This window comes from Paenibacillus sp. SAF-068, from assembly GCF_051967555.1.
Lineage (GTDB): Bacteria > Bacillota > Bacilli > Paenibacillales > Paenibacillaceae > Paenibacillus.
In genome coordinates this window covers 244324-271299 of the sequence record NZ_JBQCJX010000004.1, presented here as the reverse complement: position 1 = coordinate 271299, position 26976 = coordinate 244324, and the positions used below count along the sequence as shown (strand labels likewise).

Below are 26976 nucleotides of genomic sequence, written 5' to 3'. Positions count from 1 at the left end.
TCGGTTGTGAGCAATGAAGCTCATTCACTCATAATTCTGTTCAAAAAAATTGCATTCGATTAACGCATCAATACCGGATTTCGCTCAAGCAGCCCATTGCCAAACGTATCTCTGAATGGAGAATCCTCCATATGAATATAACCAATGTAACAGCCACATTTCTTCATACGACAGGGCCGATCCGCATCCAAAGCTTCCAGACCATCGCGATACAGATGCCCTATGATTCGGCGATCCTTGTAACACCGCTTCACATGCCCGGACCCTTGTACATAAAATACTTCCGAACCCGCAGCACATCGTTTACCCAAGCTCTCGTAATCCTGCAAATTGCCCTCAAAAAGTGGATCAAGCTCACGTAAAAACTGAATCTCTTCTGGCGTGTAATACTTGGGCCGATCTTTGAAGGCATTAACCCACATATACACATCATCCGGCAATGCCTGTCTCATCGACTCAATGGCGGAGAAAGCACTACGGAGTCCTACCGTACCGACACTAAAAGCAAGTCCCATCTGACGCAGGGTCAGACATTGTTTAACAAAGGAAGCCTCTTTGGTCTCACGAGGATGATACGTCGCCCAAAAAGCTGCCTTATTTGCATCTAACTCCCTTGCCCAATCCAACTTGACGGACAGGTTGGTCTGGATCGCAACCTTATCTACATGCGGCATATGGGACAGCTCAATCATCGCTTCCCGGTACCAGCGTCGCACCAAAGCTTCACCATAAGGATTAAAGAAAATCGAAAATTGATGCCCGGCACTCTCCTGCTCCCTCACCCAATTCACAAATTGACGCAATTGTTGCTCATCCACTTCCAACGTCTCTTTGGAATCCACCGTCTTGCTAAAAGGGCAGTATGGACAGTCGTAATTACAGGAAGACAACTTCCCCCGATAATACAATGTTGCTCTCATGAGAAAACAAACCCTTCCATCTGTTCACGAATTTCGGCAGATATAAGCCAATCTCCAATCGCATCGGAGTAACCCAGTCCTTCTTCTGTCAGACGCAGTACCTGCTTGTCCTCATCGATCTCCAGCTGCGCCATGCCCTCTGTCAACAGTTCAGCCAACCAGGCATAGTCGGACATCACATCGGTACCGAAGCGTTGTTGGTAGTCAGACAACGTCAATCCCTCGCGATGCAGCAAGGCTTTCAGAATAAAACGGCGTCTCTGTTCCTCACGACTTAACACGATACCATGATCCGCCACATCGTAGCGCTCAGTCGCCACATAATCGGCAATGATGCTCTGTGTGGCCTTGTAACTCACACCGTACTTGGAAGCATAGTGTACCTCACTCGTATAAGAGCGTGCGCCACATCCCAGACCCACCATGCCCTCCTCCTGACAGCTATAAGGCAGAAGCACTTTGGAGAACGATTGTTCCTTGGCAAATCTTCGCATCGAATACTGCACATACCCTTTACTTTTTAAAGTCTCACGTGCAGCAATATACAGCTCCATCCGAATGTCAGGTCCCTGACGACGAATATCATCAGGCTTCACAATCGTATTTTCCCGAGTATACAAAGGATAGATAAAGACTTCGCCCGGCTCGTAAGCCAAAACTCTTTCCAGTGAATAGATCCACGATTCTACCGTTTGACCTGGCAGACCATAGATCAGATCCAGATTCAACAATGGGAAATCATAACGAGTAAGCTTCTCAAGCGCCCGTTCGACCTCCTGCGGTTTCTGTGGACGATAGATGGCAGATGCTTCAGCTTCAATAAAACTCTGGATGCCCATACTAACCCGATCGACACTTCGTTCCTTCATGATGGCAAGCTTCGCTTCCGTAACCGTATCCGGTGACGTTTCCACCGAAATCGATGCTTGCGCAGGGTCCAGCCCCATCACATGTTCGGCAATATCAAACAGACGATTCAACTGTACCTCATTCAATAGTGTAGGCGTTCCCCCACCAATCGCGAACCTCGAATATGGCCTGCGAGATGTAATGGGTGCCCACTGCTTTGCCTGACGCTCCAGTGCATCCACATAGCGTTCATGCGTATCATCCCGTCGATCCGGCAGGGTGAATAGATTACAGAATCCGCAACGAGCAGCGCAAAAGGGAATATGCATATATAAAAAATACGTATCGGTATTTTCACGTTGCCAGAGTGGCTCCAAAGGCAGAGGTGGGTCAAGCTCCCGATATGCGGTCTTGTGCGGATAAGAGTATAAGTAAGATCGATACGGGAATGCCAGTACTTCCCTGAGACCTGTAGTTATATTGGGTCCGGACTGTGTGGAATGACCTGTTGTTGTATGTTGTACATGTTTGTCCATCGGTTTCCTCCTGTCTCCGGTTGTTGTTATCATCATAAAATTAATAAGATAACAGCGATACATTCTATACTATAAATTCACGGTACGGTACGGTCCAGACGACATCATGTGCAAGCCGGTGCCCTTGATACCCGTCTTCACCGTACGCTGTACCATGATCAGAAAAAGCCAGACAAAATGCAGGCCGGGCACGTTGCCTCATCGCCTCAAACAATGGCCCCAGAGCCTCATCTACATATCGTAGTGCAGCACGCTGCGTCTCCACCGAGTCCTCCCTGGCTCCTTCTACAAAGTACTTATTGGGACCATGAATTGCAGATACGTTCAAAAACAAAAATATTTTTTCATCCGGCGGTGTCTGTTCCAACAGCTTTAACGCATGCTGTACCTGATGTTCTGTCGATTTGGGGTTGGTCACCCCAAAGTTCATTCGCCAGTAGCTCTGTTGGAAATAACCAGGCAACACTTTTGCAAGCGGGTTTTTTTTCGTAAAAAAAATGACGCCCCCAATACAGATCGTGCGGTAACCCTCAGCTGCGAACCCGGATACGATATCCGGTGTATCAAACAGCCAGGTATGCGGATGTGTCTTGAGTCCGGTATTCCGGGAATGGAACAACCTTACATGAGATGCCTTATCCGTATTGGCAGGAGTCGGCATGAAACCACCAAAAAAAGCATGGTGCGCCGCATATGTAAAACTGCCCGGGGTATGACGCTTCTCCCACGGACCCGAACCGCACAGATTAGGACAATTCTCCTCTTCCAGTTTGGCTACGTCATATCGTAACGTGTCCAATGTAATCATTAACAGATCATGGGAGCCCACAATGGTGTTCATATCAGGCATGTTGAATAGGCTCCTTTCGTAAAAGTTCCATTTCCCACTCATAGGTTCCGAGGCCATGATGCTCAACCCTGTATAACAGATCTCCAAACGGATTCACATCCAGCACATAGGCACGCGGATTCGAACCACTCGTAAGCATCACATCAATTCCGGCTGACCACGAGTTGGGAAATGATGACATGGCTGCCTGCGCTGCCGTCCGAACCAGCGACATCCGCTGTTCATCCAGCCCTGCTTCGGCAGGCAGCATTCGTTCATTGCGCAGATGAAGATTGGTAATCGGTGTACGGCTCAGCCGCATAATCGCATGACCTGCCTGTCCACCCACAACCAGTTGGCGAATATCATAGGCCCGCTGATCCAGCGTGGCTTTGGGCATCCACCGCTCAATCTGTGCACCTTCTGCACATAACCAGTTCATCAACCCAGCAACCTCGTCACTACGGGTATACTTGCGTAAACGTCCTTCATTATAGAAAATCGTCTTGCCCTGCGCCTGTTCCATTCCCATCGTCGTTACGGCGATTTCGTCACCTGTACGTGGGTTAATCTGATACGCGACAACACCTGAGGCACCGGAACCGCACGCAAGCTTCACAAATACACGGTTCATACCGACCGATTGCATCGCTGTACGCAAGTCAGTGTAACTTCGAATCGGCTGTGAAGACTGGAGTGCAGGAGGTACATGAACCCCATGAGAGTATAGATGCTGCTGACATATTCTCTTGTCAAACATCAATTGGATGTCAGCAGGATCATTCATGAATCGAACTTCAGGCCATATTTCCCGAGTCTCACGGCCGATTCGATTCAGACATGCTTTCCAGCCGCGGAACCACTGAGTAGGGGCATAGATTCTTCCCCACTCCTGTTCCAGCGCAAGTACCTGCCCTGTGGAGAATGCTTCTGCAACCATTTCATCTGATAAGGGTGACACATCGTTCATAGCCCCGAGGTATAACAATTCACGCTCTACTTCCCAATCCTCACCAGGAGCATCAATGCGAATCAGGGGTACAGGCAGATTTGAATCTACTGTATCCGCGATCGTTCGCCCCTGTCTCCAGTTCTGGAGCACTTGGGCATAAGACAGTACAACGGCAGGTTTCAAACCCAATCTGTGCCTGGCCTCTTGCAGCCCTTGCGTTCGCCTGTTATTAGGATTTCCAATCAATAATAAGGGCTGATCTCGCGTTGTATCGGGTACATTTAGGAGTTGATTCTGATTTCCCTTCACTTCCGTAACACCCGACATCCTCTACTCCGTTAACGACGGGTAACGCCAGTCATCCTCATCACTTTCTTGCTGGTCGCTTACATCTACGGATATACCCGATTGGTTCCAGCGAAGGATCATTTCATCGGTCATGTAATGGTAACTTAGATCGAGATGTTTCAGCTGCTTGATCTTGTCACTGGTAAGTAAGGCCTCTGCCCCTTCATCGGACAACGTTCCTTGCGATAGATCCAGTACTTCAAGTTGATCCAGAATAGGTGCTTCAGCTGCTGCTTTCGCAATCTCATCCTGAATTTCACTGTCTTTCAGACCCAAGTACACCAGCTTTGGAAATAATCCTTTTTCTAACAAAGGCAGTACATCTTCAAGTGATCCATCGAAGCCATAATTATCGACACCCAGATATAATTCCAGTTTACGTAATTCAGGCAATTTGGCATGGGTGATCGAAGATAACACTTCTTTTGGGAGACCGCCACAGATAATAATCAATTCTTCAAGCTTGGCATGCTGGAGCGGTTCCAGACTAAGGCCGCTACTGCCCATGATCGAGAATGATTTTAACTCTGGAAAAGCACCCAACAAGGGGGTAAGATTCGTCTGAATAATCCACGACACTTCACATTCTTCGAATCCCATATCCCCGATGAATAGTTTCTTCAATGACGGAAAGCTTGAAGCCGACTCGATGAGTGTGCTCATGAACTCTTGAGGTGAGTTCTCATAAGCTTGTCCCCAATCTCCGATGACCAGACTTTCCAGTGAGCCGGCCTCAGGTTTAGCGGCCAAATCCTTAATTAATTTTTCCATACGAATGCCTTCCTCATAATCATCGTAGGATACAACAAGCTTCACTTCTTGCATGAGCAAATCCCTCCGTTTAAGGTTCATATATGATTCGTTATTTTGAATGTTAACCCATACCACACAAGGCTTGCAACTTCTTCCAACTCCAGTCCCAATGAGATTCCCAATCGTGCAAAGCAAGCCAATTTTCATGTAGGTATAAGAACATAAGTTCTGTATCGTATTCACAGAAATAATCCTGCCATTAGGTATATGGATGGACGTCATCCCCCCCGACTCATGCACTTCATTTCATACAAAAAGCGTTAATGGCGGGTGAACCATTCCAACGGAATGCTCCTGTCCTTCCATTAACGCTTTGATTGTTCACATATCATTAAATTCAAGCAAGATGTTTCCGGTTAGTCTCAGCCTTCAAGTCTGGATACGAGCGCTCTCAGCGCATGACCACGATGGCTAATCGCCTGTTTTTGCTCGAGCGTAAGCTCTGCCATCGTCATCTCGTATTCAGGTACATAGAAGAGTGGGTCATATCCAAAACCACCAGCACCTGCAGCTTGAGCCGTAATCCAGCCTTCCGCAGTGCCTTCTGCTTCATACTTGTCTCCGGTTGTCGGATCGTACAGTACCAATGCACAGACGAATCGAGCGGGACTGAGGAGCGGTTGCTCGGTGTCCTCACCGGATTTCAACGATTCCAGCGTTTCCAGCAACTTCGCATTATTCTGTGCATCCGTTGCTCCTTCGCCTGCATATCTCGCTGAATATACTCCCGGCTCCCCGTCCAGCAGATCTACGCAAAGTCCTGAATCGTCTGCCAGAACGGGCAAACCAAGCGCATCACCAACCGCTTTGGCTTTCTTCCAGGCATTCTCTGCAAACGTTACACCGTCTTCCACCACATCCGGCAACTCCGGGTAGTCAAACATACTCTTGACTTCTTTTCCAAGTGGTGCAAAAGCATGAGCGAATTCACGGACTTTGCCCGCATTACGGGTTGCAACAATGAGGATTGGGCTGTCCAAGCTCATCTTACGCTTCCCCTAATCCACGTGCGCCAATCTTAAGCGCAATCGGTCCGAGTACTTCTTTTTGACGCTCGATCATCTCCAAAATTCCCTGTTCGCCCAGTTCCAGCATTGCGTTCAGCTCACGGCGATCAAATGGCGCTTCCTCACCTGTCCCCTGAAGCTCAACATATTTACCGCCGCCTGTCATCACCAGGTTCATATCCACCTTGGCTTTGGAATCTTCATCATAGTTCAGATCCAGTACAGGCTGTTCACCCACAACGCCCACACTTACCGCAGCAATGAAATCTGTAATCGGGAATACTTGCAGTTTGTGTTGTTGGGAAATCTTGTTCACCGCAAGCGCCAGCGCTACAAACGCACCTGTAATGGACGTTGTGCGTGTGCCTCCGTCGGCTTGAATAACATCACAGTCCAGCGTAATGGTGCGCTCACCAAGTGCCTGCAAATTGACCACCGAGCGCAGTGCCCGGCCAATCAGACGCTGGATTTCCATGGTGCGACCAGTTAATTTGCCGCGATTGGCTTCACGTTGGTTCCGAGTGTGTGTTGCACGTGGCAGCATGGAATATTCAGCCGTTACCCAGCCTTTTCCTTGCCCTTTCATAAAGGGAGGAACACGTTCCTCCACTGTAGCTGTACAGATCACCTTTGTATCTCCAACTTCAATCAGTACAGAGCCCTCGGCGTATTTATTCGTGTTCACTGTTAAATTCAGCGGGCGCAGCTGTTCGCTGTTTCGTCCGTTTGATCTCATTTTTTCTGCCTCCTACGACTTAAGCATCCTGTAATGTTGAGCTTGTTCACACTCTTACGAATCCCTTATATTTTACCAAAGAGTTCAATTAAAAGCATCCTTATGCATTCTGTGTTCATTAAATCGGAATTTCGTTGATATATTCAGGCTTGGAAACAGGCGCACTGTAATCCCGGTTATCATCACCCATGACCGTTTTTTGGCCGTTCCATTCGATCTGCACTTTGGCATCCTTGCCGGCTGTATTCTCCGCGGTCGTTAATACGACAGACTGTAACAACTCGCTAGGTACGATATCCCCTTCGGCAAACATATCATCTTTCAAGGCAACCGTTACTGTGCCATCCTCAGCCGTTTTGACCGATTGCAGCTCTGTTCCGCCTGTCATGACTTCTTCCAATTCGCCGCCTTTGTCAGGTCCCTTGATCAGTTCGTTCAATGCTGCCTGCACCCGGTCTTCACCAGGAGTAACGAGACGTGTAACTGGAACATAATATTGGATGCCTGCTGGTGAAGCTGCTGAGAAATAGACCGTGACCGGGCTGCTGTTCGCCACCAATGTATCGCCCAGATCCAGATTGATTCCCACAGCCCGATTCAGCGGTTCAGGCAACGGCGTGCTGTTCACCGGCATTTGTGTTAACTTTTTGCCATCCACCCAGATCTGCACATTCTCCACATCAGGTGTTCCCGTTAATGTCCAGGTGACAGCTTCTAGCATTTTCCGTTCATCCTTCGCATCATACTTGGAAAAATTACCCGAGAACTCCACGACCGCCAGCTTGTCATCCGCGTGAATCGTTACATTCTGCACAACCGTTCCCTGCGGGAGAACGCCCTGGAATCCTTCAGGCAACATACCCGCATAGGCTCCGCCTGTGACAAGTGTATCCAGAGCTGTCTTGGGACTGCTGGCATCTGTTCCGGAAGGAAGAGTCAGGGATACCGGAGCGAGCAGTCCCTGCTGGTCTTGCAGATATACCGTCGTTAACGGGAGCGTTGCGAGTGCCCCATTCCCTTCGGCTGCCTGGATCATGGCTGCTTCCTGGATGGGCGGTGGTGGATCAACAGCTTCGGAAGGCAGTGCTCCAAACATGCCACAACCTGACAACACCATAGGAATGCTCAGCAGTGCAGCTGCCGATACCGTACGCAAAGAATGGATCTTTCTCATGATCACGTTCCCCCTCATCATTTTTACAGTTTGTACTACCATGTATACGAGCCTTTGTCCAAAAAATAACTAAAAGATAAAAGCTTCACTGAAAACTTATAAGTTCGATGATCTTAAAGAAACGTAAAACCGGTTAATACGTATTAGGAAACAAGAGTAGGGACATTGCTAACTTCAGAGGAGGAATCGCCCATGGAACATCCTGAGCAAGAAAAAATCCCTTACAGTCTGAATAGCCGCAAGGTCGCGGAGGCAACAAGGGAATGGCTGCATAAGCGGGGCGTCACGATCCCTGAGATCGCGGAACTGGTCATGTTATTGCAGAAAAAATACTATCCAGGTCTCACAATGGAAGAATGTATTGAAAATGTGGAGATGGTTCTCCGTAAACGTGAGGTACAGAACGCCGTCCTGACCGGGATTCAGCTTGATATTCTTGCAGAACAGGGGCAGCTCATATCTCCTTTGCAGGAGATGATTGAGAACGACGAAGGACTGTATGGCGTGGATGAGATTTTGGCATTTTCTATCGTCAATGTATATGGCAGCATTGGATTTACGAATTATGGTTATGTGGACAAGCTGAAACCAGGGGTGCTCGAGCGACTGAATGACAAGAGCCTGGGTCCTGTCCATACCTTCTTCGATGATATTGTAGGTGCGATTGCATCGGCAGCGAGCAGTCGGATCGCCCATCGCAAACAATCCGAGCTTGAAGAAGCACTGGGAGAAAAACCTGTCAGCGATGACGCTGTATAACGCGTAACTCGTGCATATCGTAAGTCATTGCAGCTCATTGGATATGTGGTGGATGATTGGTGAAATGACTGTTCGACGAAATAATTTTCATAAAAAAAGCGGCCTGATGGCCGCTTCTTTTGCATGTCTAGGAATCTTTTTGAAGATTGACACGTTATTATTTTAGATGCTTGGGCCGTACATTGCCCGCCAAACCAAAACCTTCAACCCACTTCTGGTCGACAGCTGGCTCAGCTGGTGTCCACTTCGGTCCAATCGTGATCTCGGGACCTTTGCGCTCTCGCAACATGCCGCGCAGCACAGTGATGCCGATTATGCTGAGACCGGTAAATACATACATCATCCGCATGAAGATATTACCAGAATCCGTTCCCGTAACCATGCCGTGAATCAGCAGACCGATGAACACGGGATAGGACAGCATGTGGAACATGAACCACCATTTGCGGCCCAGCTTGTTCCGCAGATCACTGGATAACAGGACAATCACCAGTCCGTAGAAAGCTAGCGTTCCCAGACCACTGCCGATCGGATGCACGGAGGCGGTAAAAGGAATCAGCAGTTCCCCCCAGGTAAATGGGCTGTAATGATCAATATATAACGTTAACGCATGCACGAGTCCAAGTCCGAAGGCGAGCCAGGTCGTTCGCGTATGCCATTTGAACATGGCTGCTTTGGGCTTGCCTTTGGCCATCGACATCCCTTGAGCAATGCCCAAAAATACACCGGCAAAGAGCAGCACATAAGCAGCAATTCCACTAATTCGAATGATATTCCACGTCGGCAGGTAATTAACAATCCATTGTGCCATAACCGGCTCCCCCATATCTGTTAGACTTGTTCTCGTTTAGATCAGACTGAAGCGATGATCCGGATCAAAACCGAGCCAGTGCTCAGCAAGCGTATCCGTATTCCCTCTAAAATAAGTACTCCCATCCTGTGTTATCCACAAGACATCATGCCGATCATAATGTCGGTTTAACCAGCCCACCGCCTCCGCACTCCCCAGAATGCAGACCGTCTTGGCAATAATCTCGCATTGCGACGCATGCTGTCCCAAAACGGTGCACTGTAGCACATCCGTATCCGCCGGTTTCATCGTTCGGGGGTCAATGAGATGATGCGCAATGCTTCCGTCTGAATTTTGCCAAAGTCTATGCGAAATACCCGAAGTTGCAACAGCTCCTCGCTGTAAGCGAACCGCACCAGTCACATCCCTCTGGTCTTGCAAAGGATCTGCTACTTTCAAGGTCCATTGGGGGTGGTCCGATGTACCCCATACCTGAATATCTCCACCCGCGTTAATTAACCCCGCGGGGATATGCAATGTTCTCTGCAACCAGTCCGCAATGCGCTCCACCGCCCATCCTTTAACGATGCCTCCCAGATCCAGCTCAGCTCCGGGATCCAGATGAACCATCCGGCTACCTTCCCGCTGAATCCATCCCGGACGACTGTGGTCATGACGATCTTCCATCATTCCTGAGCTTTCAGGTGTTATCGTTCGCAAAATGCGCTCAAGCAGCGGACGTTGCGGTTGTCGTTGCTGTATCTTCTCAAAACTTAGATCATATCCTGAATCCTGAAGAGCCTGCGAGATACCCGGTTGAAAAATCCCTTCAGTCAGTCCAATATATCCGTAGGCCAGACTCAAAACTTCATCCATTGCAGCAGAGATGGGCATCCATCCCGTCGAGTGATTCAGACGATTCAGCTCGCTGTCTGCCACAAATCGGCTGAAGCGCTGCTCCTGCGTCTCAAACCAATTCTTCACCAAGGTTGCTGCATGTTCAGCTTCTTCCCGGCCAGCGGACAGTTGCACTTCAACATCCGTGTTCATTGCACGGAATTGAAACCGGAGCGGACGAGCGACTTGCTCCGTGCGGCTCATGATGCACCTGTACGTGACTGATAGTTGCCACTGCTGTAACCGGAGCCTGTATCCTGGTCATTTTGTCCGTAACGCTGAGCATCCGAATAACTTCCCTTGTTGCTCATGCTCCGATCCGGCTGAGTTGCTTGAGTGCTATCGGATGTTCCATTATATTGACTATCATTATCATTGTCCTGCGTATTCCAGTTGTTGCTGTCCGTTGTGCTGTTGATCCATTCATCTATCACATCATCACGCGTACCTGCCTGGCTTGAAGCAGTAACGCTTGTATCTGTGCCAGTTGCTGCTGCATAAGCCACGTCAAAGGCATCCGAAGTTCTTACATATTGAAAGAGTGCAGCCACAGTCAACGTTGCTGCCGCTGAAGCTTGCCATTTTCTCCATTGATTCCGTTTTCTTCTGGTCATCGCTCTTCCCTGCTTTCTTTAGCGAAGTTCATAGATGTATCATAGGCACGCTGGCTTAAAAATAGATGAATGAACCGTTAAGAGAGGCTAAAAAGGCCCGGAACAGGTGAATTTCCTGTTCCGGGCCTCTGTATAAGATCGAATTATCATTTCATAACGATATCATCATTCCGTATAGTTTTGAAAATAGAACGTACCATCCGGTTGCTGCTCTTGCTTCACTACTTCGCGTCGAACTAACTCCTGCAAATGGGCCAACGTCTCACTCATGGCAAACCGCAGTTGATGGGTACCAAGCCGATTGCCAAACATGTGTACACAGATGTCATACGCACTCGCTGGTGACTCCTGAATCCGCTCCGTCATCTTTTGAAGACGTTCCTCATGATGAGCAAGCAGATGTACTGTCCGTTCGCTGAACTGGGCAAAAGGGTTCCGATGCCCTGGATACGCCTGCTTGACATTCAAGTCCCCGAGACGTTGCAATCCTTCCATATAAGATAACAATGGCTGAGGGTCACTTCCGGGTTGCAGACTGATATTCGGTGAGATCTGTGGCAAAACTGCATCTCCGCACAGAATCTCCATGGACTCCGGCGCATAAAAGGATAAATGGCCTGGGGCATGTCCACCCGTCTCCACAGCAACCCAACGTCTCCCGCCCATATCGAGCCACTCGCCATCTTCAATCGGTGTGACATTCGGAAGTGGCGTGATCTGCGAAGTAAATGCCTTCATATGTTCATGTATCTGCTCAGTCTTGTCTTCCGGCATACCATGACGACCATAATAATCAGGTAAAATTGCATCGATGTGTGAATCAGGTCCCCACATATAATCAGCTTCTTCGCGGGAGCGTGTGGACATTCGGACGGATGCCCCCGTCATCTGTTGCATCCAACCCGACAACCCAAGATGATCGGGGTGATGGTGGGTCAGTACAATTTGACGAATATCGCCAAAGGTCAGGCCGAGATCTGCCAGCGCTTCACTCCACTCCTGTTCTGTTTCCGAATTACGCGGCCCCGGATCTATAATGGTTATCTTCCCATCCGGTTCTGATAACACGTAACTGTTCACCCACCGCAAAGGAAATGCCATGCTGATCTTGACCCGGTGCATGCCCTCTGGCATGGACATCTCTTCTGTTCGCTTCATGTGATCCTCCTTCCGGACGGTCTCTGTTCACTCCACAGGACGACGACCCACAAAAATCATTCGCGGAGAAGTCTGCTCGTCATATTTCTCTTCATCATAGCCACCATGAACCTGATCTACCCGGAGTCCGGCTGCACTTAACATCTGACTCAGTTGATCCTTTGTGTACAACTTCACACGCTCTTGATATACCCGCGGTTCATGTCCGGATGCGGTGTCCGTAATACGAATTTCCTTCTGCACAAATCCATCCTTGATCTTGCGGAACTCCTCAATTCGCTGCCCTTCATCTTCTCGGACAGAGTGCGGCACCAGATGACGAGTCACATAAGCCGTATTCATAAAATCAATAATATAGCTGCCACCCGGGCGAAGCATGCGATGAATGGCACGTAATACTTTCAGTTGTTCTCCATCCTCCAGGAAATAACCAAACGATGTGAACAGATTGACTACGGCATCGAAGCCACCTTTCAGGGGGAGTTCACGCATGTCTGCATGGCACCAGGTTACTCGGTGTTCGTCATCCATTATCCGCGCTTCACGTAAAAGCACATCGGACAGATCAACTCCCGTCACTCGCAATCCTGCATCAGCAAGTGCCAAGGAATGTCGTCCCATACCGCAGCATAGATCCAATACTTCAGCATTAGGCTCAAGCTTCAACCAATTGATCATTTTATGTACTTCCTGATAGGCACCTTGCACATCCCGGTGCTTGTATACGAGAAGATAATCTTCTCCAAAACTCTTTTCGTACCATTCCGTCATTCAATCTCGCCCTCCACATGGTCATCGGCCCTCTATCTGTAGTGCGCTTTGTGCAGGCCTGGTCATTTCCCCTAGCTTTAATGTATTGTAACGTCTTTATTCTGCAAACTCAAAAAAATCCCGGTACATTGCCTACATTGAAGAGCCAAAATGTACACGATATAATGTTAATCATGCGCATACCCCTGCGAATCGGTTAATTATAAGCAACAGGAGGTGTTCTTATGATTCACATCGGACTTACCGGATGGGGGGATCAGGAAGATCTCTATCCGAACCGTACCAAAGCCAAAGACAAGCTCAGTCTATACGGTCAATACTTCTCCACCGTGGAGGTGGATAGTTCCTTCTACGCCGTACAGCCGCGGGATCGCATGGCTCGATGGGCTGCTGAGACGCCCGAATCCTTTGCTTTTATCATCAAAGCCTATCAGGGAATGACCGGACATCTGCGAGGCAAACCCTACTTCACCAGCACGTCGGAGATGTATAAAGCTTTTCGGGAATCACTGGAACCCGTCATTGAAGCCGGCAAGATGCAGGCAGCCTTGTTTCAGTATCCGCCCTGGTTCGAATGTAATAAGGACAATGTGAAAGAGCTTCGTGAAGTAAAACTTCGCATGGAGGGAATTCCATGCGCCCTGGAATTCCGGCATCGCAGTTGGTATGAAGATGACATGCGTGAGCGAACACTTTCGTTCATGAAGGAGCAAGGCTGGATTCACAGCGTATGTGACGAGCCTCAGGCGGGTTTAGGGTCCATTCCCATCGTGCCCCAGGCCACCGATTCGGACATGACACTGGTTCGCATGCACGGGCGCAATGTGTCCGGCTGGCATCAGAACGGTGCGCCCAATTGGCGCGAGACCCGTTATCTGTACCGTTACAACAAGGAAGAGCTGTTGGAGTGGAAAGGATATCTGGAGCAATTGCAGGAGCAGAGCAAGGACGTCTATGTTATTTTTAACAACAACTCCGGTGGCGATGCGGCGGCGAATGCCCAGATGATGATGGATCTGCTGGATCTGCCGGTGAAGCCTTTTCCTGACCGTACTGAACCGGAGGAGGAAGAAGGACCGGAGCAGCTGGAGTTATTTTGATCCGGGTTTACGACGGAATTATCCATATAGTTTGGTGAAGGTAAGTGTATGGTATTGCTATCATGCCATTTGAAATTATAATCAGCTAAAAGCGGCAAGCCCGAGGGCATTGCCGCTTCTTTCAGTTCGTTATCCATAGCCACTATTACGATGGACTTCATTTAAATTAATGACTCTCTTTTACACAATCGAAAACAAAGGATCGATTTTTAGAATTTGCTTGTTTAAATTCCCAATCACCATATGTTTCAATGATTGAAAAACCTGTTTGTTTCAGCGACTCATGCAATTCCTCTTGATTTCGAAATCTGAGCTGCATTTTTTCATGAACCAGTACTTCGTCTGTTTTAGTATTTTTCACAGTTTCATAAAAAGTATAAACTTCTCCCTCAAACCCTTCATATTCTGTATGGATTTCAAGAGGGTCTCCACTTCGCATATCTTTCGCTAAGTCAGGAGTCCTGTCCTTCTCCCACTCTTCCCACACTTTTACCAATGGGTTTCTAACATCAAATATAAAGTGACCGCCAACTTTCAGGGATTGGAATACGTCTGAAATTACTTTCTGCCAACTATCATCTGTAAGAAATACCTGTGCAACATTGGCAGTCATAATGACCGCATCATAAGTATTGGTTTGTAAATTTGAGCTATCTCCTACAATCCAATTCACGTTGCCTGAATTATCTTTCATTCTCGCCACTTCAATTGCTTCTTCATGGGGATCAATAGCTGTAATTTTATAGCCGTACTGAACGAGGTGAGTAGTCCATCTTCCTGTTCCGCAGCCTAAGTCAGCTATAGACTCTACTTTTAATTTCTTTAGCAATGCAAGGAAAAATTCGTCGTCTCTTCCCCAATGGTTAATCTGATCATACACTAATGGAATCATAACTTTCCTTTCCCACTCTCTATAGCCTTTTTACTAGGTAAACATATAAGAAATCGTTTAGTCAACTAGAGTCAAAGCAATGGATGATTGAGTTTCAGATAGACGCCTCATGTAGCTGCTGATTCATCTTATGTGCTTCAATACCTGCCAAAAGCACAATACCGATCCCATGGGTATCATTCAGATTCCAACCCAGATCATCGCGATAATACAAGGAGGTAAACGAGTATCCGGAACCCCGGCATACCCCGTATATATTGCCTTTATAATCAATCGACAAACGCGTCATGCCTTCCCATCCTTTGCGTACCGCCTCCAGATAAGGCTCTGGACGTTCCAGCCACCCTTCCCGAATACCACGGGCATAAGCGTAGATAAACATGGATGTACAGGAGGTTTCTTCATACGAATCCGGGCGGTTCAGCACCTGATGCCAAAGTCCATTTTCCCCTTGCAGCGCCAGATAACCTTGACTTAAATCACGATAGAATTGTAATAGTTCCGGCCGTTTCACATGATCAAGTGGCAAGATCGTTAACAGTTCGGTTAATGAAAAGAGCACCCAGCCGTTCCCGCGTCCCCATGGAATGCCTGTTGCCTTACCACGCACAAAATCATACACATGGGACATGATCTGTTGTTCGGGAAGATAGAGGTATTTACGGAACATCAGGAACTGGTTGATTGCATCATCCCAATACGCCCCATCACCTGTCAATTGACCATAACGCATCAGAAATGGTGTACTCATATATAAGTCATCACACCACATCGTCTCCTGACGCATCTCCCCACTGCCGCGAACCCGGTAAAAGGCCCCATCCTCCAGACGTTCCTGCTCATCCGTAATGTAACCCGCAATCCGATCCGCGGTATCTCTTCCACCACGAATATCGCCGAACTCCATCGCAGCAAGCAGCGTGGACCCAAACGAACCGCAATCATCCAGACTGTCGATGGCAGACAGTTGATTATTAATCCCTGCCGCACCGTATGCTTCACGGTCCCACAGACCATAACGGTCAAATGAAGTGCTCAGTTCAATATGTTGCCGCACGTACTGAATGTAATCATCCCGTCCCAATTCCTGTCCAGTCTGTAGCAGTCCAAGCAGGGTAACACCAAGCGGATAATTCCACTTTCCGTAATGTGTGTTCTCCAGATAGGGACGAACATGGGTGTCGGGCAGATCTACCCGCCAATACACACCTTGTGCGCCATCATCAAATACGGTATCTGTTCGCACGATATCGGTGCGGGGTGGCTCAGCGCCAGGAACAAACACACCTGTATACAGCCAGGGGTCAGAGCATCCCGCAACCGGATGAGGCGGCTTCAGTCTCCAGCCTGTGGAACCCGAACGCTCGGCATCTTCCAACGTGAATCCCCATGAACCGCCGACTGCCTGATTTTCACCTTTTGCGACCAAATCCGAGGAACCGTAGCGGCGTGGGAGTTCGATGTGGAAGCTGGCACTATGTCCAGCAGAATACATTTCTGTGCCATCCACATACAGGGTCAAAGCTCCATCATGACGGCCTTTTAAAATAACTGGTAATGTTCCTGGCAAAGTTACATCCAATCTGGACCATGCGTAGGCAACAGCGGGCTTTTCTGTACCAAAGATGCGGGCAAAAGACCCCCTGCTCTGCTCCTCATCTGTCCAGCCCCTTCGTGGATTCCAGGAAAGGCCCGTTTCTTCTTCCGTCATGCCGTCACGAGGAAGAGAGAATACAGGTTCATCGACGGGTTCCGAATATAACCAGCCCTCCTGTCCTTGACGATCTGCCCCAGGAGTGAGGAAGTGCAGCGGGAAATTTTTGAACGAGGCTGTTCCGTAAATACCGCCGAATCCTACTTCTGTTTTGACAAAACACAGCAACACATCATTCCAGCCATAGTTAACGGAAATCGGGATCTGGGTTCTTCGCTCGGGAAATAACTCCTGCAACAACTCAGACTTGAATACCTCTTCGCCGTTCACATAGATCGTCACCGGACTATAACAGTTCAGGCCCGTATTTAACGTTGTATTCTGCTCGCTCCATAACTTGCCCCATAGATACACGTACTGCCCTACACGCGCGTCTGCGCATTTCTCATTCAGATTCAGGTCGTAGCGATAATCGCCAAGCCTGCGAAAACCACCCTGATGATAGGCTCGAAGCAAAAAGGAATGTTTCGGATGATCACCAATATAACGCTGAGCCACCGTAGTCAATATATCCGGAATTGAATCGTACACCTTGCCTGCAATCGCCTCGTTCTCATGAAAATAACGAATGATCGTCAGCTCCCTTCCTTATACCTTGATTCGTTCGCTTAGCCGCAATGTCTCCCCGCCCTGCACTTCAACAACCTGCTGATCTGCCGTGAACCAAACCGGGATGGCAGACGGATTATGGATGATGGATCGATCTGCCGAACACTCCAGTCGTTGCACCGCTTTCCAATAGGCAATTACTTCAATGTTCGTGGCATACCAGATGTCCTTCCTGCCGCCAATCTGCTGACCAAACTGTTCGATGATCTCCCAATTGTCGTTGTCATTGAACTCGTAACTGTGACCCCAGACGTAGAGTAATAGTGGCGTACCTGTTTTGGAATGTTGGATAAAACGTTCGGCATGTACCGCCAGATCATGATTATGATGACAGGTCGGATGCCACTCAAGTGGACGGTCTGGCAACGTGTATCTGCCATGTGATTCAACGGTACGGGCATAATCAATGCCAAGCCACTCCAGCTTTGTACTTAACGCACGGTCATACCCTCCGTTGGGATAAGCCATGCCTCGTACCGGATAACCGACAAGTTGCTCCAATGCTTTTCTATCCTCCATAATCTCTTCGGTCAATAGTTCATTCGGAACATAAGGTAGTGTAGGGTGAGTAACGGTGTGAACGGCTACTTCATGCCCCGTATAAAGTTCAGCGACTTCCCCAGCCTCAATGCGGCCTGGATTACCTAAGGTACCGGAGTTCAGATTAAAGGTTCCCCGTAGACCATACCGATTACAAATCTCCACCAGTCTGCGATCATGCACCACTCCATCGTCATAACTGAGCGTTAACGCTTTCATCACACCACCTGGATAGCGGTCAAACTGAATACGATGTCCCATTTTGCTCCTCCTCCTGCTGCTTCTTTTGCTCCCTAATCCCGAATTTCCTTCACGTTAAAATAACGAAAAACACTCTGACCTCCACGATTCGCGAACCGCGTGTTTACAGCAAAGATGCCCATCTTCGCACCAACCCAGAGGGCTGTTGTGGCGTTAAATGGTGTACCGATCGGCTGAAACTCCGCTCCATCCTCACTCCAACTGAACTGGCACAAGGCAGGTTCTATCAGGGTGAGCCGAAGATGAACGGTCCAGCCTTTGACCTGCGAACCCTGGCCCTCCCAGTCCAGCCCCGTTTCCTCCCATTCATCTGCTTGCAGATGGCTATCTGCACGTTTGGCTCCGCGAATCAAGGATAACCGAATGGTTCCGTCTTCTGTCCGTAACAGACACAGGCTTGCATACGAATCTCCGAACATGATGAGACCTGACTGATCTCCTTCCTGTCCAGGCAGGAACGTGAGCTTGGTCGTCGCTTCAAATTCAGATGCAGGCAGCTTCTGCAAGAGAAGGTGAGGTACACCGAACAAGGACTGAATTCCCTCCGGGTATGGATGTGCAGGTAATACCAGTCCTCTTTCCGTACCTGCATCGGCCCACTCGGGGCGGGAGTTTGCCTGCCACTGCCATTGCAGGCCCAGCTTAGCCTGAAAATCATCGGATACATCAGGTACATTAATAGGATGAGCTGCTCCTACATCCGGTTTGACGTGCACATCCACAGGTTCACCCGTTCCATTACCTTCACGGTCTATTCCAATAATAGGCCAGCCGTCTTCCGTCCAAGTCATTGGCTGAAGATGAACTATGCGCCCATAGGCATCCCGATCCTGAAAATGAATAAACCAGGACTGCCCGGATTCCAGCTCCACGTATCCTCCCTGGTGGGGACCATTGACCGAGGAAGCTCCCTGATGCATAACAATTCGATCCTCATAGGGCCCAAATACCTGTTTGGAACGCAAAACAGTCTGCCAGCCCGGCTTAACTCCTCCAGCGGGAGCAAAGATATAATAATACCCCTCGCGCTTATAGAACTTAGGCCCTTCAATGGTCGGATGATGTTCGGTCCCATCAAAGACGATCGTACCTTCGTCCAGAAGCTTACTTCCATCCGCAGTCATCCGGCACACCTGAATTTTGCTCTTTATTCCACTGCGACTATGGGCAAAAGCATGTACCAGATAGGCTTGCCCATCCTCATCCCACAAAGGACAAGGATCAATCCAGCCCTTCACTTCATGAACCCGATGCAGCGGAGACCACTCGCCTTCAGGGTGATCCGCCGTGGTCATAAAGATGCCCTCATCCGGCGTACTGAAGAAGATCCAGTACTTTCCGTCGTGATACCGAATGCTGGGTGCCCATACGCCCTTGCCATGAAGAGGCACATCGTATCCTGGCAGATCCAGCCGTTCAATGGCATAGCGGACAAGCTTCCAGTTCACCAGGTCCTTCGAGTGTAAAATCGGCAGCCCCGGGGTGTGGGAGAAACTCGAAGCCGTCATATAGAAATCATCTCCTACACGAATCACATCCGGGTCCGAGTAATCCGCATGCAGAATCGGATTACGGTAGGTTCCGTCCCCCTGATCTGCGACCCAAACCGGGTCCAGTCTTTGTTGTTCTGATTGGGTTGTACTCATACGTTCACTCCTTCATCTGAATTCTTCCGCAGATACCTGACCTGCATCCTGTAATCGATGATATTCTGAATCAAAATAGGTACCTTCCAGCAGACCAATCAACGTGTTGGTAATCCTCACCTCAATGTCGTTCGCCCCTGGACGCAACCATGAGGTATCTCCCTTCCAGCGATACGGAGACCAGCAACGTACACCCAGACTTTGTCCGTTCACCCGCACTTCCGTTACATCCTGCACCCGCCAATCGCTGAATTCCAGTTCAAATGAGGCAACATCTTCCCCTGGCTCATCCAGCCAGAACGTGCGTTTATAACTCATTTCCCCGGCAAAATAGGGATACAGCGGCTGCGGTTCAGGTCCGATACGAAGGGCCGTGTCCGACTCCCGTACAAGCGAAGCCATGCCTTCATGATGGAACTCCACGCCGAATCTTCCCTGTAGATACAGGGGATCCACGAGGCCATCCTCATCTTTCGTTACCTGCACAATCACTGTCATTTCGTTAAGACCGCTGTGCAGCAGCTCTGTAATATCACAAGCGATATTATTGTGGTCGGTTATTTCAATTGGATCGAATTGTTCCTTTTCAAGCAGATGCCCATTAATCTCCATCGACCAAGTGCCCGAGATCGCCGCTCTGTCCATGAATAAAAGGCATGCAGACAATGCCGTTCTCAGCTCAAATGTGGTCGTATAACGGCACTCGATCGGGTAAGCAACGGATGCCTTTTTGGGTGTGCCAAATACCTGATTAAACTGGACTGGCAGATGCTGCTGCTTCGATAATTCTGCCGCCTGATCAATAAACGGTTTTACAGCTACATGCTGGCTTTCCAGAATCACACCATTAGTATTGGAAGCCTGAAGATGGAATTGTCCCATTCGCAAAATGTTAGGCTGCACCGTTTCCAGTCGCCATGGCCCTTCCGAAGGGACCATGATCTTACGGGCCTGATTAGCTCCTGCCGATACAACCCTTACGAACGCCGAACCCGTTTTGTCTGTTACATCCACCTTCGTTGTTAATGCCTCTTCCTTCGCAGGTTGTAAAGTAAGACGAACAGCATGTGCTTCATAAGGCGCCAGCGTAAGTGAAATACAACATTCCCCGCCACTGCTCGTAAACGGTAATGTCTGAAGCTGTCCTGTCTCCAGATCAAGTCGTTCTGCCACCAGACAAGCAGCCTCTGTCAGCTCCGTTCCATCCCACAGCTGTCTGGCGACCAGCTTCAACTGTCCCTTCAGGTCCTGACCCTCCTGATTGGTCAAAAAAACCATGTGCTCTCCAGCCGACAATTGACGGGTGTGCATCAACAGGGAGGCGCTCTCCTCCTCCATAATCCAGCAGATGGGTTCGGGCAACACCTGATCGAGCAGGAGAGAGATCAGCTCCAGCGAAAAGTCATCTCCCTGCCCCGTTCCTGCGGGTAGAAAATAAGCATTCCCCTCACCTTGATGCCACATGGTTTCACGGTTATCGTGACCCGTGTCCCCTCCACGGCCCCAGTACACCTCTTGCGGCTGCTCGCCCGCACCAAAGAACTGGGTAGCTTCATCTCCCTCCGGACTTCCCGGCTGAATCGCAATATGTGGAGGCATCCCAACAGAAATGACGGTTCCTCCCTGATGAACGAATCGCTTCACCTGTTCCCAGGCCGCGGCCTCCAGATTCAGCATCGGTGGCAGAATCAGTACGTCATAACGGGCAACGCCGATCTGAATGATGCCATCCGTTAAGTCAGCTTCAGCCAACAATTCGGGATCAAGGTGATCATAGTCACGTCTGTTTTCAAGCAGATGTGTCGTGATCCTCATCCAGTCCTTCGTTAGACGATTCAGTTGCACCCGTTCTGCTTCGTCTTCGCCGCTATACTCAAATCCATGCAGCGGATTACCCATCAGACTCCAGAATGTCGTCGTTGGGTCAAGGACGGCAATACGAATATCTGCTGCTCCGGTGCTCATGAGATAGCTCAAACGTCCGGTATAATCCCCCAACTGCCGAAAATGCTTCCAATAGGGATTCTGCAAAAATTGAGATGGCGGTGCATCATGCTTCGCAAGCCCACCGATCGTATAGAAAAAGGCATGAAAGTTATAGAAATTGGTGCCCATAGCGGCCATGCGATCAATCATCCACTTCGCATCCTGTAGCGTCATGGACCAGCCTACACTGTGAAAACATTCAATCAGATTGCGACTTCGGCCCAGTTGTCTGGCAAGCGAACTGACCATCTTGGGATTGTCACGCATCTTTTGTCCGTAACGTTCCAGAATCCACGATAAGGATCTTCCGATTTTCTCATGTGCCGAATCACCACCTGGCATGTGGCTGTACAACTGGGTGGTCATCCGTACGCCAGGCACTTCAGCCGCATACTGGATTCCTGCTTCCTCACACCAGTCATGCACCTGTTTGTGATAGGACTCCCGGAGGAGCAGGTGCAGCGACTGGTAGTAGTCATACCGAATCCGATGCGCGTTCGGAACATCGCCATATAGCAAAGCCGGTAGCGAATCGATCAGACTATAACCACAACGCTCGCTAAAATAACGGGGAAGCTGTGGTGACCAGGGGATACGACCCAGCGGTGCAATTTCATCCGAGAACATACCTTTGATTACGCTTTCAAATTGATCTCCAACCGCTGACTTATAACGCTCATGTGTCAGTTCAATAAATCGGCTCATCGCTTCCTTATGGCAAGGATCGACGAAGTTGCCGTAATATTTGAAATCATCGATTTCTTTCTCCTGAAATATAATCAACTCCCAATCACCCGGGGGAACATCCCACAACAAGCGGAACGCTGTTTGGTAGGTGAAGAACCGCTTGCGGTTATACGATGTGAGTCCGGTCTCCTGATAGACCTGATCGGTCTGGATATTGCCGATTTTGCTGCGCAAATCAATGGATTCATGCCACAACCGTTTGCCCTGTGCATCCTTGGGAATCGCCTTGGCAACCAAGACTCGTCCCCATGGCAACTCCAGATCCACAGCTTCTTCGCCCTGAACCACCATCTGATGATGCACGAGCTGACGCTGCTTGGCTTCAGGAAAATCAAGAGTCACTTCCCCGCCAGCCATTCCACTCGGATAAGGATACTCGTCATATAACCATACCTGCATGCCGTGAGCGGCCGCCGCTTCCACTGCAATCCGCACCTTATCAAACCACGCTTCGGAGAGATAGGGAATTTGCAGTCCTTGACGTGGACAGATAAAGAATCCGCCTACACCTTGCGTGGCCATCTCAGCCACCTGCCGCTTAACCTGCTCATCTTGCATATCCCCGTTCCAGAACCAAAAGGGATGGATCCTGTACTGCGCCTCGGGATTATCAAAAGCATCCCCGTTCCACATGTTGCCTTCCTCCCTGCATGTTCAAGATTGTGCGGTATCCAGATTTACCAATAACGTTCATTTAAGTTCAAATAGGTTTGTTTCGCTTTGATTATACATCAAAAACCATATTCAGGAAGTCATAATTTCCAGAAAGTTGGATGAATTTTTTGTTCACGGATCAAGCCATTACAGCGATAAAAAAAGCCCGGCTGTCCCCGTTACCCTGAAAGCACGGCTGCCGGGCTTTTGCTTATAAGACTACTTCAGTGCAGCGTACAGTTCATTGACTTCTTTCACATAATCATCTCCGCCGTTGTTCTTCCACAGGGCCACAGCATCTTCGAATCCTTTCTCATCAATCTGACCTACGATATATTTGATCCGCGCATCGTTAATGATATTGTCCAGCTGCGGTCCTTTCTGAGCGTAAACATCCGAGATCAGCGGTTCGCCAGGATTGGCGATGACAATCTCTTCATTGGCTTTCTGCACCTGTGCAACCTTTTCACGGACAGGTGTCTGTTGCACGCGAAGTGTTTTGTCCTCCGGCACAAACATCAATATCTGATTCAAGCCCTGCAGATCGCGGAGGGCAAGCTTGTCAGTGGAAGGGATGATATAGTTTTCTTTTTTCTCATACTGCTTGCCTTCCAGCCCGTTCCCAAGCAGCGCCTGCAATTCTGGTTCATTGAGTTGATCCAGGAAACTCAGTACCTTCTTCAGTTCCTCTTCCGTTTTGACACTGCCTTTGGAGATGGCAATCATTCCGGAATATCCGGACGTTGGCATATCACGCAGCCCCTTTGGACCTTCCATGGCTTGCAGCACATCCACACGTCCTGTGGCATTCGGATCTTTATCCAGTATCTTCTGATCCATACGCTGCGCATTATCTGCTACATCCACCATGACACCCGCTTGCCCGTTCACAAATGGATCAGGCAATTTCGTTGCATCCATCACGGCAAAATCCTTGTTCACCAGACCCTCGCTGTAGATCTGGCGGAAAAATTTCAGTGCTTCCATGTATTCCGGTGTCTCATGCGCAGGGATTAGCCCCCCGCTGCCATCATCTCCCCATTTGTTGGGGGCACCGAACCACACCTGCATGTTATCCCATGGGCCCGTGAATTTGCTGGCTACCAGACCGTACGTATCATCCTTGCCGTTACCGTCCGGGTCATCCTTCGTGAATGCTTTCAATACATTGTAAAATTCATCAATCGTCTTCGGCTCTTCCAGCCCCAGATTCTCCAGCCAGTCCTTACGGATAGTCACCCCATTACGTCCCAGTGGGCGAGCCCGATATATCCCATACGTTTTGCCATCGATAGAGGCATTATTGGTGATGATTTCATTCATCTGGCTCAGGTTCGGATAGTCCTTCAGATAAGGACCCAATTCCCAGAATGCCCCTGTCCGGGCTGCATTGATAAAGCTTGGGGATTTCCCCAATACGACCATAATTTGCGGAAGTTTACCCGAAGCCAGTGTGATATTAAATTTGTCCTCATAGGAACTGCTCGGCACCCATTGTAGATTAACATCAACCTTGGTCAATTCCTCCAGCTTCTGAATCACAGGGCTGTTGTCCGGCGGATTCTCCGCTTCAAAGTTCGGCAGCATAATCGTGAGCTGATCGGTGCCACCCGCAGCGGTTCCTGAATCTGCTTTGTCCGTGGAGCATGCGCCCAGAATTGTACTAAGTACCAGTGACGCAGAGAGTAGCAGTGCCCCTTTTTTGAATCCCGTTTTTTGTCCCATACGTTCTCCCCCTTGGCTTTAGCCTTTGATTGAACCTAACATGACACCTTTGGCAAAATGCTTCTGCAAAAACGGATACACCAGCAAAATCGGAATGGTACCTACAACGATCACCGCCATTTTGATCGACTGCTCTGGTGGCTGTACAAAATTGGGGTCCATGTTCGCCATATCTCCGACACTGGCTTGCGAGAGCAACACAATCTGTCGCAGCATGACTTGCAGTGGCCATTTGTCACTGTCGGAAATATAGAGAAGTGCCGAGAAAAAGTTGTTCCAATGGCCTACGGCGTAGAACAAGGCAAACGTGGCAATGACCGGCTTCGATAAAGGCAGAACGATTCGCCACAGCACCCCGAGATCCGAACAGCCGTCGATGCGGGCAGCTTCCTCCAGCCCGGGCGGCATTTGCTGAAAAAAGTTTTTGACAACAATTAAGTTAAAAGCGCTGATCGCGCCAGGAAGCATAAGGGCCCAGTAGGAATCAAGCAGTCCCAGTCCACGAATGACAAGATAGGTTGGGATCATGCCACCACCGAATAACATTGAGAAGATCACCATGTTCATCATGACGTTGCGACCCCAGAAGTCACTTCTGGATAGGGGATAGGCCATCGTCAGGGTGAAGAACAGATTCACCAGGGTACCTGCCACTGTGATGAAGATCGAAACGCCAATGCTGCGAAAGATCGTGGACGAGGAGAAAATATATTCATATGCGCTGAACGAAAATACCTTCGGGATGAGGAAAAAACTGCGTTCGGTAATCTCGGCTTCCGTTGCGAAAGAATTCCCTATAATATACAGGAACGGAAGGACGGTTAATATGCCCAGAATCCCCAGCATGACGTAATTAAAGATATCAAATACCTTGCCGGCAGGGCTGTTGTATAGACGGCTGTTCATGGGCGCTCCTCCTTAATAAATTCCGGGATGGCCGAATTTTTTCGCAAGTTTATTACTGCCAAGCACCAGGATAATCCCCACCACAGACTTGAATAGTCCAACAGCAGTACTGTAACTGAATGCACCTTGCGTAATCCCTACCGTGTACACATACGTATCAAATACGTCCGCTACATCCCGGTTGAGGGAGTTGGTCATCAGATAGATCTGCTCAAATCCGGTATCGAGGAAGTTCCCCAGTCTGAGAATAAGCAAAATGACTATGGTCGTACGAATCGCGGGAAGCGTGATATGCCACATCCGCCTTAATCGTCCGGCGCCGTCCACAATGGAGGCTTCATATTGTTCCGTATCGACACCTGCGAGGGCTGCCAAGAAAATGATCGTGCCCCATCCCATCTCCTTCCACATCATCTGCACAATAATGAGCGGACGGAACGAACCCGGACTGGAGAGTACATCAATAGGCTTGCCAGTAATCCAGGCGATCAGGTCGTATAACACCCCGCCTTGCGGGGTCAGGAACACGTACGTGATACTGGCGATAATCACCATGGATACAAAATGGGGGACATAGACCAGCGTTTGAATCGTTCTTTTGAAGAAAGCGACCCGAATTTCATTTAATAACAAGGCGATAATGATCGGTGCCGGGAAAAAGAAGATCAGATCATACAGGGCAAGGACCAGCGTATTACGTAATAGTCGGAAGAAGTCCGGGTTAGAGAAGAAGTTCGTAAAGTTCTCTAGCCCCACCCAACTACTCTCGCGGATGCCCAGAAAAGGCTGGTAGTCCTGAAAGGCAATGATGATCCCCCACATGGGCAAGTATTTAAAGATGACAAAGTACAAAAAGCCGGGAAGCACAAGCACATATAACCATTTGTTTCGTTTGATCTGCCTTTTCCAGTTAGACTCTCGTCTCATGGGCCTTGTGGCCATATCCGCTTGAGCAGTTGCAGTGGCGTTACTGTTCCAGTCCGTCTTCCCGTTCATCATGACTCCCCTTCCCTAAAAAAATGTAAGCGTTATCAATTAACCTG

The 26976-nt window shown here is 49.1% G+C and carries 23 protein-coding genes; 2 read left to right on the top strand and 21 right to left on the bottom strand.

The genetic code is table 11. The features are described 5' to 3' along the window. Positions 1-59 precede the first annotated feature (59 nt). From ACTHPG_RS22465 to ACTHPG_RS22430, 8 genes are all read right to left on the bottom strand, one after another. Positions 60-920, bottom strand: a complete 861-nt coding sequence (locus ACTHPG_RS22465) for an STM4011 family radical SAM protein (protein ID WP_440391604.1) — start codon at positions 918-920, stop codon at positions 60-62. Further along, on the bottom strand, positions 917-2305 hold the full coding sequence (locus tag ACTHPG_RS22460; RefSeq protein WP_440391603.1) for an STM4012 family radical SAM protein: 1389 nt from the start codon (positions 2303-2305) through the stop codon (positions 917-919). Before ACTHPG_RS22460 ends, ACTHPG_RS22465 begins: the two co-directional genes overlap by 4 nt. Positions 2306-2369: 64 nt before the next feature. After that, positions 2370-3155 carry an STM4013/SEN3800 family hydrolase gene (locus ACTHPG_RS22455; protein ID WP_440391602.1) on the bottom strand — a complete coding sequence of 262 codons (786 nt, stop codon included), beginning with the start codon at positions 3153-3155 and terminating at the stop codon, positions 2370-2372. Beyond that, complete coding sequence (locus tag ACTHPG_RS22450; protein WP_440391601.1) at positions 3148-4413, bottom strand: STM4014 family protein; 1266 nt, start codon at positions 4411-4413, stop codon at positions 3148-3150. Before ACTHPG_RS22450 ends, ACTHPG_RS22455 begins: the two co-directional genes overlap by 8 nt. A gap of 3 nt (positions 4414-4416) precedes the next feature. Next, a complete protein-coding gene (locus tag ACTHPG_RS22445) occupies positions 4417-5259 on the bottom strand; it encodes an STM4015 family protein (protein WP_440391600.1) in 843 nt (280 codons plus the stop codon). A 350-nt stretch (positions 5260-5609) separates the two neighbouring features. Then, complete coding sequence (locus tag ACTHPG_RS22440; RefSeq protein ID WP_253440369.1) at positions 5610-6233, bottom strand: XTP/dITP diphosphatase; 624 nt, start codon at positions 6231-6233, stop codon at positions 5610-5612. Position 6234: 1 nt separating this feature from the next. After that, positions 6235-6990: a ribonuclease PH gene (gene rph / locus ACTHPG_RS22435; RefSeq protein ID WP_253440370.1), complete on the bottom strand. Its 756-nt coding sequence runs from the start codon at positions 6988-6990 to the stop codon at positions 6235-6237. 118 nt (positions 6991-7108) lie between these two features. Continuing rightward, complete coding sequence (locus ACTHPG_RS22430; protein ID WP_440391599.1) at positions 7109-8164, bottom strand: GerMN domain-containing protein; 1056 nt, start codon at positions 8162-8164, stop codon at positions 7109-7111. A gap of 192 nt (positions 8165-8356) precedes the next feature. Here ACTHPG_RS22430 and ACTHPG_RS22425 point away from each other — a divergent pair, with 192 nt between their 5' ends. After that, the gene (locus tag ACTHPG_RS22425) at positions 8357-8923 is read left to right on the top strand and encodes a phosphatidylglycerophosphatase A family protein (protein WP_091037633.1); all 567 of its coding nucleotides are present in this window, start codon (positions 8357-8359) and stop codon (positions 8921-8923) included. Positions 8924-9080: 157 nt separating this feature from the next. On the opposite strand, the gene ACTHPG_RS22420 is transcribed toward ACTHPG_RS22425, so the two are convergent. From ACTHPG_RS22420 to ACTHPG_RS22400, 5 genes are all read right to left on the bottom strand, one after another. Beyond that, entirely contained in the window at positions 9081-9734 is a 654-nt protein-coding gene (locus ACTHPG_RS22420) for a ferric reductase-like transmembrane domain-containing protein (protein ID WP_440391598.1), read from the bottom strand. A gap of 36 nt (positions 9735-9770) precedes the next feature. After that, positions 9771-10814: an FAD:protein FMN transferase gene (locus tag ACTHPG_RS22415; protein ID WP_440391597.1), complete on the bottom strand. Its 1044-nt coding sequence runs from the start codon at positions 10812-10814 to the stop codon at positions 9771-9773. Further along, positions 10811-11224 carry a hypothetical protein gene (locus tag ACTHPG_RS22410; protein WP_440391596.1) on the bottom strand — a complete coding sequence of 138 codons (414 nt, stop codon included), beginning with the start codon at positions 11222-11224 and terminating at the stop codon, positions 10811-10813. Before ACTHPG_RS22410 ends, ACTHPG_RS22415 begins: the two co-directional genes overlap by 4 nt. Before the next feature lie 165 nt (positions 11225-11389). Next, complete coding sequence (locus ACTHPG_RS22405) at positions 11390-12382, bottom strand: MBL fold metallo-hydrolase (protein ID WP_440391595.1); 993 nt, start codon at positions 12380-12382, stop codon at positions 11390-11392. A 27-nt stretch (positions 12383-12409) separates the two neighbouring features. Further along, positions 12410-13153 carry a class I SAM-dependent methyltransferase gene (locus ACTHPG_RS22400; RefSeq protein ID WP_440391594.1) on the bottom strand — a complete coding sequence of 248 codons (744 nt, stop codon included), beginning with the start codon at positions 13151-13153 and terminating at the stop codon, positions 12410-12412. Between the two features lie 224 nt (positions 13154-13377). On the opposite strand from ACTHPG_RS22400, the gene ACTHPG_RS22395 reads away from it, so the two are divergent. Next, positions 13378-14253: a DUF72 domain-containing protein gene (locus tag ACTHPG_RS22395; protein ID WP_440391593.1), complete on the top strand. Its 876-nt coding sequence runs from the start codon at positions 13378-13380 to the stop codon at positions 14251-14253. 166 nt (positions 14254-14419) lie between these two features. Here ACTHPG_RS22395 and ACTHPG_RS22390 read toward each other — a convergent pair whose 3' ends face one another. The 8 genes from ACTHPG_RS22390 to ACTHPG_RS22355 all read right to left on the bottom strand — a co-directional run bounded on the left by ACTHPG_RS22390 (position 14420) and on the right by ACTHPG_RS22355 (position 26875). Continuing rightward, positions 14420-15145 (bottom strand): class I SAM-dependent methyltransferase, encoded by a 726-nt coding sequence (locus ACTHPG_RS22390; protein ID WP_440391592.1) that lies wholly within the window; start codon positions 15143-15145, stop codon positions 14420-14422. A gap of 94 nt (positions 15146-15239) precedes the next feature. Beyond that, positions 15240-17390: a glycoside hydrolase family 88/105 protein gene (locus ACTHPG_RS22385; RefSeq protein ID WP_440391591.1), complete on the bottom strand. Its 2151-nt coding sequence runs from the start codon at positions 17388-17390 to the stop codon at positions 15240-15242. 57 nt (positions 17391-17447) lie between these two features. Next, the gene (locus tag ACTHPG_RS22380; protein WP_440391590.1) at positions 17448-18269 is read right to left on the bottom strand and encodes a polysaccharide deacetylase family protein; all 822 of its coding nucleotides are present in this window, start codon (positions 18267-18269) and stop codon (positions 17448-17450) included. A 32-nt stretch (positions 18270-18301) separates the two neighbouring features. Then, positions 18302-19915 (bottom strand): glycoside hydrolase family 43 protein, encoded by a 1614-nt coding sequence (locus ACTHPG_RS22375; RefSeq protein ID WP_440391589.1) that lies wholly within the window; start codon positions 19913-19915, stop codon positions 18302-18304. A 12-nt stretch (positions 19916-19927) separates the two neighbouring features. Continuing rightward, the gene (locus ACTHPG_RS22370; RefSeq protein ID WP_440391588.1) at positions 19928-23281 is read right to left on the bottom strand and encodes a glycosyl hydrolase; all 3354 of its coding nucleotides are present in this window, start codon (positions 23279-23281) and stop codon (positions 19928-19930) included. Positions 23282-23521: 240 nt separating this feature from the next. Beyond that, on the bottom strand, positions 23522-25027 hold the full coding sequence (locus tag ACTHPG_RS22365) for an extracellular solute-binding protein (RefSeq protein WP_440391587.1): 1506 nt from the start codon (positions 25025-25027) through the stop codon (positions 23522-23524). An 18-nt stretch (positions 25028-25045) separates the two neighbouring features. Continuing rightward, a complete protein-coding gene (locus ACTHPG_RS22360) occupies positions 25046-25933 on the bottom strand; it encodes a carbohydrate ABC transporter permease (protein WP_017692544.1) in 888 nt (295 codons plus the stop codon). A 12-nt stretch (positions 25934-25945) separates the two neighbouring features. Continuing rightward, positions 25946-26875: an ABC transporter permease gene (locus ACTHPG_RS22355; RefSeq protein ID WP_440391656.1), complete on the bottom strand. Its 930-nt coding sequence runs from the start codon at positions 26873-26875 to the stop codon at positions 25946-25948. Positions 26876-26976 lie beyond the last annotated feature (101 nt).